This is a genomic window from Methylocaldum sp. 14B (assembly GCF_002005105.1).
GTDB lineage: Bacteria > Pseudomonadota > Gammaproteobacteria > Methylococcales > Methylococcaceae > Methylocaldum.
Genome location: NZ_MSCV01000006.1, coordinates 190,418 through 204,688, shown reverse-complemented (window position 1 = coordinate 204,688; position 14,271 = coordinate 190,418). Strand labels below are relative to the sequence as shown.

At 58.5% G+C, this 14,271-nt stretch carries 10 protein-coding genes; 3 read left to right on the top strand and 7 right to left on the bottom strand.

The genetic code is table 11. The annotated features are described in order from the left end of the window. Positions 1–570 precede the first annotated feature (570 nt). On the bottom strand, positions 571–729 hold the full coding sequence (locus B2A78_RS25985; protein ID WP_156879342.1) for a hypothetical protein: 159 nt from the start codon (positions 727–729) through the stop codon (positions 571–573). 479 nt (positions 730–1,208) lie between these two features. On the opposite strand from B2A78_RS25985, the gene nifL reads away from it, so the two are divergent. Both nifL and nifA read left to right on the top strand, forming a co-directional pair. Next, on the top strand, positions 1,209–2,804 hold the full coding sequence (nifL, locus tag B2A78_RS06590) for a nitrogen fixation negative regulator NifL (protein ID WP_240502432.1): 1,596 nt from the start codon (positions 1,209–1,211) through the stop codon (positions 2,802–2,804). Beyond that, positions 2,797–4,329 (top strand): nif-specific transcriptional activator NifA, encoded by a 1,533-nt coding sequence (gene nifA / locus B2A78_RS06585; RefSeq protein ID WP_077729108.1) that lies wholly within the window; start codon positions 2,797–2,799, stop codon positions 4,327–4,329. The genes nifL and nifA overlap by 8 nt, the downstream gene beginning before the upstream one ends. 237 nt (positions 4,330–4,566) lie before the next feature. On the opposite strand, the gene B2A78_RS06580 is transcribed toward nifA, so the two are convergent. From B2A78_RS06580 to B2A78_RS06555, 6 genes are all read right to left on the bottom strand, one after another. Further along, positions 4,567–5,097: a hypothetical protein gene (locus tag B2A78_RS06580; protein WP_077729107.1), complete on the bottom strand. Its 531-nt coding sequence runs from the start codon at positions 5,095–5,097 to the stop codon at positions 4,567–4,569. 501 nt (positions 5,098–5,598) lie between these two features. Next, the gene (locus B2A78_RS06575) at positions 5,599–6,588 is read right to left on the bottom strand and encodes a DUF364 domain-containing protein (RefSeq protein ID WP_077729106.1); all 990 of its coding nucleotides are present in this window, start codon (positions 6,586–6,588) and stop codon (positions 5,599–5,601) included. 353 nt (positions 6,589–6,941) lie between these two features. Then, positions 6,942–7,319 (bottom strand): hypothetical protein, encoded by a 378-nt coding sequence (locus tag B2A78_RS06570; RefSeq protein WP_077729105.1) that lies wholly within the window; start codon positions 7,317–7,319, stop codon positions 6,942–6,944. Positions 7,320–7,641: 322 nt separating this feature from the next. Next, the gene (locus tag B2A78_RS06565; RefSeq protein ID WP_133716883.1) at positions 7,642–7,860 is read right to left on the bottom strand and encodes a hypothetical protein; all 219 of its coding nucleotides are present in this window, start codon (positions 7,858–7,860) and stop codon (positions 7,642–7,644) included. A 604-nt stretch (positions 7,861–8,464) separates the two neighbouring features. Next, entirely contained in the window at positions 8,465–8,713 is a 249-nt protein-coding gene (locus tag B2A78_RS06560) for a (2Fe-2S)-binding protein (RefSeq protein ID WP_077729103.1), read from the bottom strand. 24 nt (positions 8,714–8,737) lie between these two features. Next, the gene (locus B2A78_RS06555) at positions 8,738–12,502 is read right to left on the bottom strand and encodes an FAD-dependent oxidoreductase (protein ID WP_077729102.1); all 3,765 of its coding nucleotides are present in this window, start codon (positions 12,500–12,502) and stop codon (positions 8,738–8,740) included. Between the two features lie 529 nt (positions 12,503–13,031). Here B2A78_RS06555 and B2A78_RS06550 point away from each other — a divergent pair. After that, complete coding sequence (locus tag B2A78_RS06550; protein WP_077729101.1) at positions 13,032–14,249, top strand: IscS subfamily cysteine desulfurase; 1,218 nt, start codon at positions 13,032–13,034, stop codon at positions 14,247–14,249. Positions 14,250–14,271: the final 22 nt, after the last annotated feature.

The window sequence follows — 14,271 nt, the reverse complement described above, 5'->3', positions numbered from 1 at the left end:
CGCCCTTCCCGAAGACGCCGTTTGCGATTGGAAGGGGCCGATTAAAGGCCCGTTTGCGATTGGAAGGGTCGCGACTAAAGCGACCGTTTGCGATTGGAAAGGATTGCCGACCTACAGGGTGATACGGTCGTAGATCTGCAGTCCCTTGCCGACGGACCGGTTGGCTCAACTGCACCGTCGGCAAAGGATTGCCGACCTACGCGCTGCACTCGCGTTCCACACAATTTTATGGAATGTACTTAGAACGGCATCGCCATGGTTTAGGCAACTTGACCGGTGCGGCTCATGCCGGACCATCCTTGTCCGGCACCAATCCTCCGGGAGAGGATTGGGACGCGGAGCGCCCGCGAGGGTGAAAAACAAGGATGTTTTTCATCAATCCTGCCGGTTTGTCGTTCCTCATCGCACCCTACAGTTTGTCGGCCGTAGGATGTGGTGACCGGAGGGAACCGCCCTTCGACCGGGCTCAGGACAGGCATCATTCGGGGACGCGATCGGTGCGGTTCGTTCCTCACCGCACCCTACGGGCGTAGGATGCGGTAACCGAAGGGAACCGCGTCATTCGAGGTACTACGCGATGCTCCAGGCGGTTTTCCCCGGAATCGGCGGTCTCGGGACGATGTAGAACGGAAGCTCGGTGGATTCGAGCGTCTCTTCGGCGCGCTCGGCCTGGGAACGGGGCGTTTCCGGGGGATTGGACTCTGCTTTGGTAGTCGATTCGCTGTTCATGTTCGGCCTCTCTGCTTGGGTTTTAAGGCGGCCTGGCTTACCCGGTGTCGGTACGGACTCGGCGCGACATGGCCGAGAAACGCCTACTTCGGTAAGCGGTTGGTCTTCGCGAAATTTCTAGCAACCCTCGCGCCACCTCGACCATAAATACGTAACTAATTGATAGTTTTAGCCTTTGCCGCGAGCGAGTGCAGTCTTTCCTCAGCGGAATGCTTACAACGCTTATGCGCATCGTGAGTTTTCCGACAATAGGGATAGAGAGCCGGGAACGCTCCGAACGATCAGGACGCACCGAAAACGCCGCGCGAGCGGCACCCATGCCCACTTTTGTCGCGTTTGCGACAAAACAGTGCAAGAAAGCTTGAAGCGTCGGCCGAGCCGATCGCCTGTGTAAAAAAACGATAAGGGTCTCAGGAGCACTTCTTATCGATGGCATAAGCCTTGCTTAATCGATGAAAAATTGCACCGAAGAGGCGCTCGTGTCCAAACAATCTTCCAATAACCCGCCGCCCGAGCCGTTGGGGAAGTCCGTACTGGCCGACAATCGCATGCTGGCTCTGTTCGCGGAAACCGTGGAACAAGCGCCGGTGGCCATTTCGATCACGGACGACAAGGCCAATATTCTGTACGTGAATCAGGCGTTCACGCGTGTTACCGGGTATGCACCAGAAGAGAGCATCGGCCGAAACGAGTCCATGCTGTCCGACAAGAACACGCCGAAGGCTGTATACGACGAGCTTTGGAACCGCATCAAGTCGCAGCAGACCTGGCAAGGCTATCTGCTCAACCGTCACAAGGACGGCCGCCGCTATCTGGCCGATCTCACCATCGCCCCCATTCTGAACGACCGGCACGAGACCACCCACTACATCGGCATGCACCGAGACATCACGGAAATGTACCGGCTGGAGCAAAGGGTCAATCAGCAGAAAGTGCTCATCGAGACGGTGGTCGATTCGATTCCGGTCGCGACCGTGCTTTTGGACGAATCCGACCGTGTGGTGCTGGACAACAAGATGTACAAGACCCTGTCCAGCGATCTGGGCCTCAGCGACCCGGCCAGGACGTTCATCGATATCCTGCGGGAAGACATGGCGGAAGAATGGGAGCGGATGAAAAAGAAAAAATCCGGCTTTCATAACCGCGAAGTCCGTTTCGACCGCGGCGGGCATCACGCGCCCCGCTGGTATGCCTGCGCCGGCAGCTGGTTCTGCCAGGAAGACGACCGTGTCGAGGCGTTCTTTCACGAAAATAGCCACACTTATCTGCTGCTCACCCTGACCGACATCACCCAACAAAAAAAGCACGCCGAGGAAATCCGCATCAATGCGCTCAAGGCATTGATGGCGGAGGAAGAGAAAACCCAGCGTCTTCGCGAAACGCTGTCGGGAGCCATTCACCATATACAGGGCCCCATCAATCTGCTCAAAGCGGCCAAGACCATGCTGACGCGGCGTGGGCTCGATGACCGCAACATCGCGCTGGTCGACATTCTGGATCAGATCCGCTTGGCCGGCGAACAGTCCGTCGCCCACATGAAGCGATGCATACCGGAAAGCAACACCTCGGCCATGACGCCAGTCAATCTGAACCAGTTGCTGCACGAAACCATCGTGCTATTGACCGAACGGCTCCTCGCCAGCGGCATCGTCGTCGAGTGGAAGCCGACCCCGGTGCTGCCCGCGTTGATGGGCCAGGAGAGCCACCTCCGCACCATGTTCAAGCAGATTATCGAAAATGCCATCGAAGCAATGAACCAGAGCGGCATCGTCACCCGCGAACTGCGCATTTCCACGTGGTCCGACAAACATTTGCTGCATGTCTCCATCGAGGATACCGGCCCCGGCATTCCCGACGAACTGCGCATCAAGGTCTTCGAACCGTTTTTCTCCACCAAGAACGACGGCCATGGCGGGCATTCGGGCACCGGTTTGACCATGGCCCAGGAAGTTATCAATCAACACCTTGGACTGATCCGGATCGATCCCAGCTATCGGGACGGATGCCGAGTGCGTATCCAATTCAATATCCACAACATGATGTTCGTACCGGAGAAGGCTTCCGACCATGGATGAGCGTACTCAACTGATCGAGCGCGAACTGGACGCCCTTTACCAGGTCAGCCAAGTACTCAATCGACCTTTGGGGCTGAAGGAAAAACTGGAAGCCATTCTCGAGATATTGCAGGAGTGCGCCGACATGCGCTCCGGAATGCTGGCTCTCAGGGAACAGGAAAGCGACGCGTTCGAGGTCTGCTCGGTGCTGCGCAGCGACGGCGTCGAAACCCGAAAGCCGGTCCGCTACGAACCGGGGGAAGGACTCATCGGCACGATCCTGGATGCGGGGCGCACCATCGTGGTGGAACGCATCGCCGACGAGCCGCGTTTCCTGGGCAAGCTGGGCCTGTACGATCCGACGCTGCCGTTTATCGGATCGCCTATCCGCGTCGGCGACGACGAGGTCGTCGGCGTGTTGGCGGCACAGCCGGTGGACGCGAAATTGCTCGACGCCCGCGCACGGTTCCTGGAAATGGTCGCCAATCTGATCGCGCAAAGCGTGGGCCTTTTGCGCAGCATGGAGCAAAAGCAGCTCGATCTGGTCGCGGAGCGCGATCAGTTGAAACAGAGCCTCCGCAGGAATTACGGCTTCGACAACATCGTCGGCCGCACTCCGGCCATGCTGCGGGTTTTCGAACTGGTCCGGCAGGTCGCGAAATGGAACACCACCGTCTTGATTCGCGGCGAATCCGGCACCGGCAAGGAGGCGATCGCCAACGCCATTCACTACAACTCGGCCTGCGCCGGCGGCCCTTTCGTCAAACTCAATTGCGCCGCTCTTCCGGACAACCTGCTGGAATCGGAACTGTTCGGCCACGAGAAGGGCGCGTTCTCCGGCGCCATCAGCCAGCGCAAGGGACGTTTCGAACTGGCCAACCACGGCACGATCTTCCTGGACGAGATCGGCGAAACTTCCCCCACGTTTCAAGCCAAGCTGCTGCGCATCATTCAGGAAGGCGAGTTCGACCGCGTCGGCGGTACCCAGACGCTCAAGGTGCAGGTTCGCATCATCGCCGCCACCAACCGCAATCTCGAGGAAGAAGTCGAGGCCGGCCGTTTTCGGGAAGACCTCTACTATCGCCTCAACGTCATGCCGATTTTCATGCCGGCGCTGCGGGAACGGCTCGAGGACATTCCGGACCTTGCCGATTTCCTGCTCAAGCGAATCTCCCAGCAACAGGGCGGAAGACCGTTGATCATCAAGGAAAGCGCCATCCGGCTCCTGATGCGTCACGACTGGCCGGGCAACGTCAGAGAATTGGAAAACTGTCTGGAGCGGGCCGCCATCATGAGCCCGGACGGGATCATCGACCGCGACGTCATTGCCATGACCGGTCTGGAGGACGATGAAATCTCGGTTACCGGACCGGCTGCCAGAACGCCGGAGTTCAACCTAGAGGGGATGGACGAAAGAGAACAAGTCATCGCCGCGCTGGAGCAAACCGGCTGGGTGCAAGCCAAGGCCGCCCGCCTGCTGAACATGACTCCGCGCCAGATCGCCTATCGGGTAAGAACCCTGAACATCAAGATGAAGCGGATTTAGGATTCGCCGGCAAAAGGATTGCCGCCCTATGTTCGAAAGATGCCTGTCCTGAGCCGAGTCGCAGGGCGGCTCCCTTCGGTCACCGCATCCTACGTTTCTTATTCAGCCCATGCCGGCTCGGCAGGTTGGGAATCCCTTCCCGACGCAAAGGATTTTCCGACACGACGAATCGTCGGCAAAAGGATTGCCGAATACGGCGCATTCCGCGCGGAATACTGTTAATGCGGATGAAATGCTCTAGCTTCGCGCGTTCCGCCTGTGTTCCTCGTAACGCGAAATCAACCTGTCCATGAGAGCCTCGTTGCCTAGGCAAGCTTCCAGCTCGCTCGCGATCAAATGGTCGTAATGGCGGCGCAGCACGCTATCGGTCGGACGTGGAAAGGTGGTCGTCTCGATCATGTATTTAATATGGTTTATATGATGTCGCCTGAGCACCGAATCCTCCGGAATACTATGGCGAGGCCGCCTGGCTACCGATGCTCTCGGCGCATCCATCCGCATCGCGTTCGCCGGCGTTTTCGGCGAATCGACCCGCATTTCTCTTGCCGGTGCTTTCGGCGAGTCAGCCCGCGTTTCGTTCTCCGGCGCTTTCCGTAAATCCACCGGCATTTTGTCCACAACGATGGCGCGTTTACCTCGGCTGCGCACGAGCAAATACACGATAAGCAGAATGATTAATAAAATGGCGATCGCTGCGATGATTAATACAGGTCGAAATTCGTCGCTCGCCAAAGTTTGGAAAAGATCTTTAAGTTCAAATTGATCCACAATTACCTCCTCCCGCTCTATGAGTTGATTATGTCGTTTCCAAGGCGATACGTTTCGGCATCCGCCATCGCCGAGAAATAACGCAGTCGCCCGGCACCAATCTGTTATTGTGTTTTATACCTTTATTTACCCGGATACCATTGCGTCTAGAGCGTTTTCCGAATCAGTGTAAGGGATTCGGATATGTAGGTCGGCAATCCCTTGCCGACGTATCGGCTCGGCGAAGGGCTTTGTCGGCAAGGGATTGCCGACCTACGTTCTCCCCTCCTGGCACGAATCCCTTACACTGATTCGGAAAACGCTCTAGCCGTTCGTGTCCAGGTACCCACACTCGTACTGAAATGTCCAGGGCGGTAACAGATTAAACGCTAAGTAGAAAATGGCCCAGTCCCCTTTTCATGGGCCATCGGCCGAAGGCCATCCCTCGTCCCCAAATAAAGTTAACTTAGTGTTTGTGAGGAAAATAAAACGAAATCCTTACCTCGGCAAGTAAGGGTTTGACTAGAGCCCCGTCTGCGGTTCGGCCGATCGATCGCGATGCTCGTCCCACAGCCGCTTGAAACAGGTGTCGAGCCGGGATAATCGGGTATTGGAGGCTTCGAGACGATCGTAATCGGGGAAGCGCTGGGAATTTCCAGCGTCATACCACGCGGTCATATCCCGTTTCAGACTTTCCTTCTCCTGTACGGTGCGGGCGATGAGCTGGCGCGTCCATTCCTGGGTGGCGGCGGGCGTGAGCGGCGCTACGCGGTAGCGCAAGCCTGTTTCGAAGATCCTCACGCCGCCGCCTTCCGCCACGGTTCGGCGCAGGGATTCATGGTCGGACATTTCGACGCCGGCCAGATAATCGATGCCGAAATGGTAGAACTCCGGCAGCCACGGCGTAGTCGGCCCCATCAGCACGCTGACGGCGTTGCGGGACAGCTCGGCCAAACGCGGGAAAGTCTTGTTGGGAATCGAACTCGCCGTGATGAATACCCATTCCGCCTCGGGTAGCAGATACTCGCAGGCTGCATCGGGCAGGTCGCCCGGCACCGGCTGGCGCTCCAGTACGGTGAGGTCCAGCCCGTGCTCGGCGGCAAATCGATCCAGCCCCGGATAGCGGCCGATCACGACGACGCGCCGTCCTTTCATTTCGGACAAGAAGTGTTCGAAAACCGCTAGATTGTTCCCGCCTTCCGGGTGGGGCGCCAGCGTAACGCCGGGCGGCGGAAGTTGCAGGCGATTGATACCGGCATTAACGGCCGCCATGCCGATCGTCGCCCGATAGGGATCGAAGTCGCGAACCCACGCTACCAGTCCGGAGAGGGATTTTCCGCTCAGGGTCCCGGCCCAGGGCAGCGTCCGGGTGGGGATGCCGGGACTCATTGCCAATCCGACGGCGTCGGCCTCGCAATAGGTCCATACCAGCCCGATCAATACCTCCCGAACCGGCGATGGACTGGAGGCGTAATCCTGTAACAGATCGTAGATTTCGTAAGGATTGTTCATGGTCTGCCTGATGGGCGTTGGAGGATCTTTCGACGAGGACGCTGCACTTTACTGGCCCAGCGGCCGGGCTTCGCTTGATCAAACGGTTTGATCAGGACCATCCGCGCCTCGGCTCGACGGCAAACGGGGTTTGTCCGATTCGAGTTCCGGCCGAATGGCGCTGTCATCGATCCGGTACCCATCCTACAACGCAGCGGTAAAAATCCGAGGATGCGGTTTCGGTGGTTTGTGCTGTGCGAACCACCCTATGCACTGAGTTTCAACGGTAGCCTGTATGGGATGAGCCGCGCCTGCGAAGCCTTTTTTGATCGGGAACCGCGTATATCAAAATGGCTCTTTGCGACGAGGCATAATCAATCCCCTAGCGCAGGCAACAGCTTAGGTTCCGATTTGATGACATCATCACGCCCCCAGGCGACCACGCCCTCTACGAACCAGCGCGGGTCTTTAGGGTGTGGCAAAACGACATCGTATTCGGCGAAGAAGGTGCCATCGGCATGAAACTTCATCTCGCCGACCCGGTGTCCGTTCGGATGGTGCCAATAGGCACAAAGGGTATCCTTGCCGCTGAAAGGATCGCGGCTGGTTTCGAAGCGAGCCTCGCTGAAAACCGGTTTCATCGTGATCTGTTCCGGCAGAAACCCCAATCCGTGAATTTCCGTGATCAGCCGCGCGCAAATAGCTTCGCCCAAAAGCTGATGGGCTTTCATCATCGGCTCGGTAGTATTCATGTCAGGGCCCCAGCGATTCAACCAAGGCTCGGTTCGGCGGTTCCGCGAAGCGGAGTCCCGGGTTTCGGCTCCTTGCTAGGCTCGGAAACCGTTTTGTGAAGCAGTCGGGTGAAGTTTATGGTCGATTTCATGCCTGATCCCATCGGCTTTGGTCCGCCAGGAATCAAGCAATGGCAATGCCACTTCTAGCTTGTTGATTTCTAAAAGGCTACTCGCCTTTCACCTGTCGGAAAGGCTACAAGAAACGATTTTCAGGTCGCTAAAACAACAAATCCCAGCCGAAGGGACTGGGATTTGGTCAACGTTGATAAGAACCAAGGCATTACATCTGCTCGCATAGCGTGTTCGGCTTTTTGCTCAGATTCGGCAGGACTTTGCGACTTAAACCGAGCCCCACGGCGATCAGCAAGAGCACGATCAGCGGGAATTCAACTACGGCAGCGGCCACCGCCATCAAAACAAAAAAACTTACCGCCACGAACAGCAATACGAATGGGACGATCCCAATAAGCAACAAAATATGCATAACCACCTCCATCATTTAAATTACGGAAATAATCATAACCAAAACTTCGGGGCTGTGCTGGCTATTTTCGTACCTAAATAGGAAATAATCGCTTTTTTCTTTTAGCATAATGCCATCCTATGGAAACAATATAGATCGGCTTATGCTGCGACGGATTCGATACAGGGGCGGTCCGTTATCCACTGTCAGAATCAAACAATCTCGTCGTGTGCCGTTTTCTGCCGACATGCCGGTCCTAAGCCTTTGATTCAAGGTCAGGTCGCTGATGCGCCCGAACAATCAATGACATAGCAATTTGTCATCAAACTTGAACAGAACCTGACCAAGCTGACGAATACCCCGAAGAAATGGGCGACCGCGCTGTCCATCCCCAAGCTTATCCACAGGGTTGTCCACGGGAATTGTGGATAGTCGAGCACGAACTTAGATCTGGAACTTACGGCCGCAAACCCGAAAACCAAATGAAAAAAAGACCGCGAAACGGCGACCTAACAACCGTTCCGCGGCAAAACATGGCGAATACCAAAACGTTCTCTAAGCTGGGACGACTTTGCTTCCCGCTGAAAATGGCCGTCCCCGAATACCGAACCAACCTGCCGAACGCTAAAGCCGGCGGTTCTTACAAGCGGAGCTCCTGACCGCCGCTTGCCCGGCTTCCGTAACCCGCCGCCTCGCCCGCCCGCACCCTCGGGATGCCGCCACTCTCCGATCGGGCGAGGCGCAATAGATCACGAATCTCGCGATTGCACTTGCCGCAGGCGGTGCCGACGTTGAGGCAGTCGGTGATCTCCTTGCGCGTGCACGCCCCCGAGCGTATCGCCTCGCAGATTTGGCTTTCGGTAACCGCTTTGCAGATACAGATATACATGGAGATGCCTCAAATCATCGTCGTTCAATCGCGCGGCATCGGATTGGCCTCGAAGAGATAGTCGAGCCATAAATTGGACACTTTCTCCAGAGTCGTGTTCTGCCGCAAACGGGCGTTCAGGTGCGGGAAATCGACCTGGTCCAGATCCTGGTCCTGATTGAAACAGGTATAGACGAAGCGCTCCTTGCCGGTCTCCGGGTCCGTCTGCTTGCACATGCACTGGGCGCACACGCCTTTCATCATGCATTGCATGGGCGAGTTGATGGACCCTATGGCGACGTGGTTTTCCTTGAGATAGGGCTGCAATACTCCGAACCGAGCCGCTTTGACCGCCGCCATCATGCGGTCCGAACCGATCGCGATGATGCGGTCGGCGGCATCGAGCGGAATGGGAATCTCCCCCAAGGCTCCGCTGGCGTAGGCGACCATAGCCTCCACGATGTTGCCGACGAAGGATTTGTCCTGCGGACGGGTGGTGGAGATCGGAGTACCGCCCTTGCCCTTGTCGACGGACCACACGATCACGTCGGAAGCGTCCTCGATTTCCTTGACCTTGAAGACATCCTGGGCGCTCCGGTAGCCGGCGAAATACAGAACCCGGTTGCCGTTCTCGCGGAGCGCCTTGCCGATGGAGAACAGCACGGCATTGCCGAGGCCGCCGCCGAGCAGGAGCACGGTTTCGCCCTCGGGTATCTCGGTGGGCGCACCGGTCGGTCCCATCAGCACGACCGGGTCGCCGGGTTTCCAGGTGGCGCAGAGGCGCGAGGAGGTGCCCATTTCCAGGGCGATGACGCCGACCATGCCTTTCTCCCGGTCCACCCAGGCGCCGGTGAGAGCGATGCCTTCCGTTGCCAGCGAGGTGCCGTTCAGCCGAGGCGCGTAGAATTCGAAGTTCTGCACCCGGTAGAACTGCCCCGGCTGAAATTTGCGGGCGGCCATGGGCGCCTCGATGACGATCTCGACGATGGTGGGCGTCAGCCGCTTGACCTCCACGACCCTGGCCGTCAGCAGTTCGTCCAATTGCGCCTGAAACGCCGCGAGTTCCGCGTCCCGCTCGGATTGCGCCGCGGCATCGAGGCGGCTGAGTTCTTCCGCGAACAGCTTGACCACGTAAGGGTACCCGTCCTTGGCGCTGGCCATGGCCTTGACCACGTTGCCGGCGTATACCGGGTGATTGTCGCCGTAATAGGTGATGTACTTTCCGTCCTTTCCATAGGAGGTGAAGGGGGCCGGGACCAATTCTTTCGGCATGCCCCAGCCGTTCTTGGCTTCCATTTGCGGCGAGCCGTTCTCGCTCCACGCAGGTTCGAAGCGCTGGAAGAAATTGCCGTCGAGCTGGAACGTGCCGGGGAATTCGTTTTCGTAGATGGTGTTCGGCGAGGTGCCGGCGGCGACCAGGAGGGTACGCATGGGCACCACTGGCTGTTCGCCCGAATCGACCCAGCGTCCGTCGTCGCGCTTGACGAGCTTTTCGAAACGCACGGCCTGCAAATAACCGTACTCGTCGGTGATCGCCTCTTGCGGGTTCATGCCTTCGGCGAACACCAAACCCTCTTCCATCGCCTTGATGATTTCCTCGTGGTTCTGGCGATAGGCCGGCGAATCGTTCATGCCCTTGCGGTAGAACAGCGTCACGCCGCCCCATTGCCGGATGAGCGGCTCGAAATCGGGCGTTTCCCCGGTTGCTTCGGCGCGCCAGCGCTCGGCGCGAACGGCGCGGCCATGGTCCAGGAATTCATCCAAAATGGCCAACTCTTCACCGTCGAAACGCGAACGAACCTGGGTGTCTCCGTACCGGGCGACGAGGCGCTCGTAACGGTCGAGCGTCTTTTCCACCTGCACCGGGTAATATGCCAGGAGCTCGGTTACGGCGTCGGTCGCGGTGAGGCCGCCGCCGATCACGCCGGCCGGCAGCCGCACTTGAAGATTGGAGAGCGAAGACTGTTTCGCCGCCCCGGAGAGTTGCAATGCCATGAGAAAATCCGAAGCCTTGCGGATGCCGCGGGCGAGATTGTTCTTGAGGCCGATCATGGTCGGCTTGCCCGCCCCGCTGGCGATGGCGATATGGTCGAAGCCCAGTTCCCAGGCGTCGTCTATGGACAGCGTGCTGCCCAGGCGTACCCCGCCGTAGATGCTGAAGTTTCGGCGCCGGGCCAGGGTCAGATAAACCACCTTGAGGAAGTTCTTGTCCCAGCGCACGGTGATGCCGTATTCGGCGACGCCGCCGAAGCCCATCAGGACGCGCTCGTCGAGGTTCTCGTACAGCATGTGGAAATCGTCCACCGCCTCGGGAATCCCCGCATCCTTTCCGGTCAGCTCTTCCGGCAAAGGCTCGATCTTCAGGGCATCGATGGCCACTACCCCGAAACCTTCGTTGAGTAGATAGTGGGACAGCGTATAGCCGGCCGGTCCCAAGCCCACCACCAGGACCTTCTTCCCGTTGTAAGGCAGGGCGTAAGGCCGCTTCAGATTCAGCGGATTCCAGCGGGTCAGGAGGCTGTAGATCTCGAAGCCGTACGGCATGAACAGCACGTCCGTGAGGATATTGGTTTCAACTTGCGGGATATTGACCGGCTCGGTGACGCGCTGGAACACGCAGGCCTTCATGCATTCGTTGCAGATGCGATGGCCGGTGCCGGGGGCCATGGGGTTGTCCGCCACGATCATGGCCAGGGCGGCGATGTTGTCTCCCTGCCGCTTCAGGGCGAAGGCTTCCGAAATGCGTTCCTCCAAAGGACAGCCGATCTGCGTCACATCCAGCGGATTGTGGCGGAACTCGCCCTCTTTGGTGCGCTGCCCCTTGGAGCAGTAATCGTTGTTGCGCTCGTGACAGATGACGCAGCGATCCACTTCGTAATTCGCTTCCCGCGCCGAGGCGCGTAGGTCGGTCAAGGCGAACCCGTCGCGCCGGCGACGTTTATCCAGAGGACCCGCCAGCACCTCGAAGCCCTTGCGCGGTTCGGCATGGCATTCGACCAGATGCTCGTAATCGATGCGCTCCGGCTGTTTCAGGGAGACCCAATCCGTGACCTTCGCGCGGATGGTGGGATGGTGCAGGGCCGCGTAGCTCCAGCGTTCCACCCAATCGAGCAGCCGCTGGACGAAAGCCGGGTGCTCGGCCTCCGCTAGCGCCGCGGCGAAACGTAGGCGGGCGCCGTCGTCGGCTTTGAGACTTTGGCGCAACTCGGCTGCATCGGCGTCGGCATCACCTTGATACGATGCCGTTTCTCCCTTGGCCTGCGCCTGATAATGCTTCGCCAGCGCATCCAGCCGCATCGCGACCACAGCGAGCGCCTGCTCGGGATCGAGATCCGGCGCGCCATCCTCGAGGCTTATCCGCTTCAAGTCTTCGATCGCGGAATCGAGTTCATCGAGATCGAAGCCGGCCAGCGCTTCGGCGTCGAACTTTTGCGCGGCGCGTTTGACCACCGAATTCTTGTAGGCGAAAACGGTTTCGAACTCACGGGCCGCAGCGGCGCATTGAGTCTCGCGCTCTCCTTCCACGTTGAACAGGCGCGCGACGAAGCGCCCGAGGTAAGGCGCCGTGCTGAGCAACGCGTTCGCGACCTCGGCGGGAGGCAGCTTGCCGTCCTTATCCTCGCGGCAAGCAATGTAGGCGCGATGAACCTCCGGGTCTTCCGCCGCCAGAGTCTCATCGAAGACATCGTAAAGTTCCTTAAGACGCTCCGGGTCGTACAAGTCCCGGTAGTCGAAACCCGGAACGCCCAAGGTAAAGTCGCGTCGGGCGAATGGCTCGCCGACCGTGGCGCAGCGCTGCGTAAGATTCATGATCGAATTTACCCCTTGACTCGTACGGTATTTGGGTCCGTCTCAAGCAGAAGGCATGCCATCGATCGTTTTTCATCTAAAGCCTACCAAGAATAGGGTTTTTTGACCGATATTCGGATCGAAGCCGCTTGTTATCTTTGTTACGAAATCCGGCCGGTTTGAATGTTTTTGTAGTGAACGTGACAAACAGGCGAGCCTCCGCTCGAACCGATGCCTCGGAATCGGGAGAGCCGCCGAGCGAAAGTCCAGACAAGGCTTGGATTTCATTGGCCTCGATACCGCGTTTCGGTACCGAAGAAGAACCTGCGAATGTCGGGCAAGCCCCTTGCATCGAACCATTCCGGCCGACTTTGTTGAAAACCCGACAAATCCCTCCGCCACGCTCGGCGAAATTTTAATTTAGAACTCAAAGCCTTACGAATAACCATCGCATTGGTACGGGCCTTGCTTGGTCCTAGGTAACCCGGCAAAACCGACCGCTCGGGGCGAGCGGCCCGGCTTTTTGTTGAAAGCGAACCCGGAGAAACCAATGCCCACGAAACTACCGATTTATCTCGACTATTCGGCGACGACCCCGGTTGATCCGCGCGTGGCGGAAAAAATGATTCCCTTTCTGACCGAAGAGTTCGGCAATCCGGCCAGCCGCTCCCATAGCTTCGGCTGGACCGCCGAAAAGGCGGTGGAAGACGCCCGGGCCGAGGTAGCGAAGCTGGTCAACGCCGATCCCAAGGAAATCGTTTGGACCTCCGGCGCGACCGAGTCGGACAACCTGGCGATCAAAGGCGCGGCTTATTTTTACCAGACCAAGGGCCGCCATCTCATCACCGTCAAGACCGAACACAAGGCGGTGCTCGATACCATGCGGGAACTGGAAGCCCAGGGTTTCGAGGTAACCTACCTCGACCCCATGCCCAACGGCCTCCTCGATCTGGACGCATTCCGAGCGGCGATACGTCCCGACACCATCGTCGCCTCGGTGATGCACGTCAACAACGAGATCGGCGTGATTCAGGACATCGCCGCCATCGGCGCCATCTGCCGCGAGAAGGGCGTGATCTTCCACGTCGACGCGGCGCAATCCACCGGCAAGGTCGAAATCGACCTCTCCAAGCTGCCGGTCGACCTGATGTCGTTTTCCGCTCACAAGACCTACGGCCCCAAGGGGATCGGCGCGCTCTACGTGCGGCGCCAGCCGCGGGTGCGCCTGAAGGCGATGATGCACGGCGGCGGCCACGAGCGGGGTCTGCGTTCCGGCACCCTGGCCACCCACCAGATCGTCGGCATGGGCGAAGCGTTCCGTCTGGCCCGCGAGGATATGGCGGAGGAAACGAAGCGCATAGGCCGCCTTCGGGACAAGCTGCTCGCTGCCGTAAAGAATATCGAGGAGGTTTATATCAACGGCGACCTCGAACAGCGGATACCGCATAACCTCAACATCAGCTTCAACTACGTGGAAGGCGAATCCCTGATGATGGCGCTCAAGGATCTCGCCGTATCCAGCGGTTCCGCCTGCACCTCCGCCAGCCTCGAACCCTCCTACGTTCTCCGGGCGCTCGGACGCAGCGACGAGCTGGCGCACAGTTCCATCCGGTTCACCCTTGGCCGCTACACCACCGAGGAGGAAGTGGATTTCGCGATCTCCCTGATCAAGGAAAAAGTCGATCGACTGCGCGACCTGTCTCCGTTGTGGGAGATGTACAAGGAAGGCATCGATCTCAACTCGGTTCAATGGGCCGCCGCGCATTAAGCGGATATCGTCAATCATTCAC

Coding starts and splice junctions, on each gene's coding strand:
- B2A78_RS25985 (WP_156879342.1), bottom strand. CDS start 729: ATGAACAGCGAATCGACTACCAAAGCAGAGTCCAATCCCCCGGAAACG.
- nifA (WP_077729108.1), top strand. CDS start 2,797: ATGGATGAGCGTACTCAACTGATCGAGCGCGAACTGGACGCCCTTTAC.
- B2A78_RS06575 (WP_077729106.1), bottom strand. CDS start 6,588: ATGAACAATCCTTACGAAATCTACGATCTGTTACAGGATTACGCCTCC.
- B2A78_RS06570 (WP_077729105.1), bottom strand. CDS start 7,319: ATGAATACTACCGAGCCGATGATGAAAGCCCATCAGCTTTTGGGCGAA.
- B2A78_RS06565 (WP_133716883.1), bottom strand. CDS start 7,860: ATGATGGAGGTGGTTATGCATATTTTGTTGCTTATTGGGATCGTCCCA.
- B2A78_RS06560 (WP_077729103.1), bottom strand. CDS start 8,713: ATGTATATCTGTATCTGCAAAGCGGTTACCGAAAGCCAAATCTGCGAG.
- B2A78_RS06555 (WP_077729102.1), bottom strand. CDS start 12,502: ATGAATCTTACGCAGCGCTGCGCCACGGTCGGCGAGCCATTCGCCCGA.
- B2A78_RS06550 (WP_077729101.1), top strand. CDS start 13,032: ATGCCCACGAAACTACCGATTTATCTCGACTATTCGGCGACGACCCCG.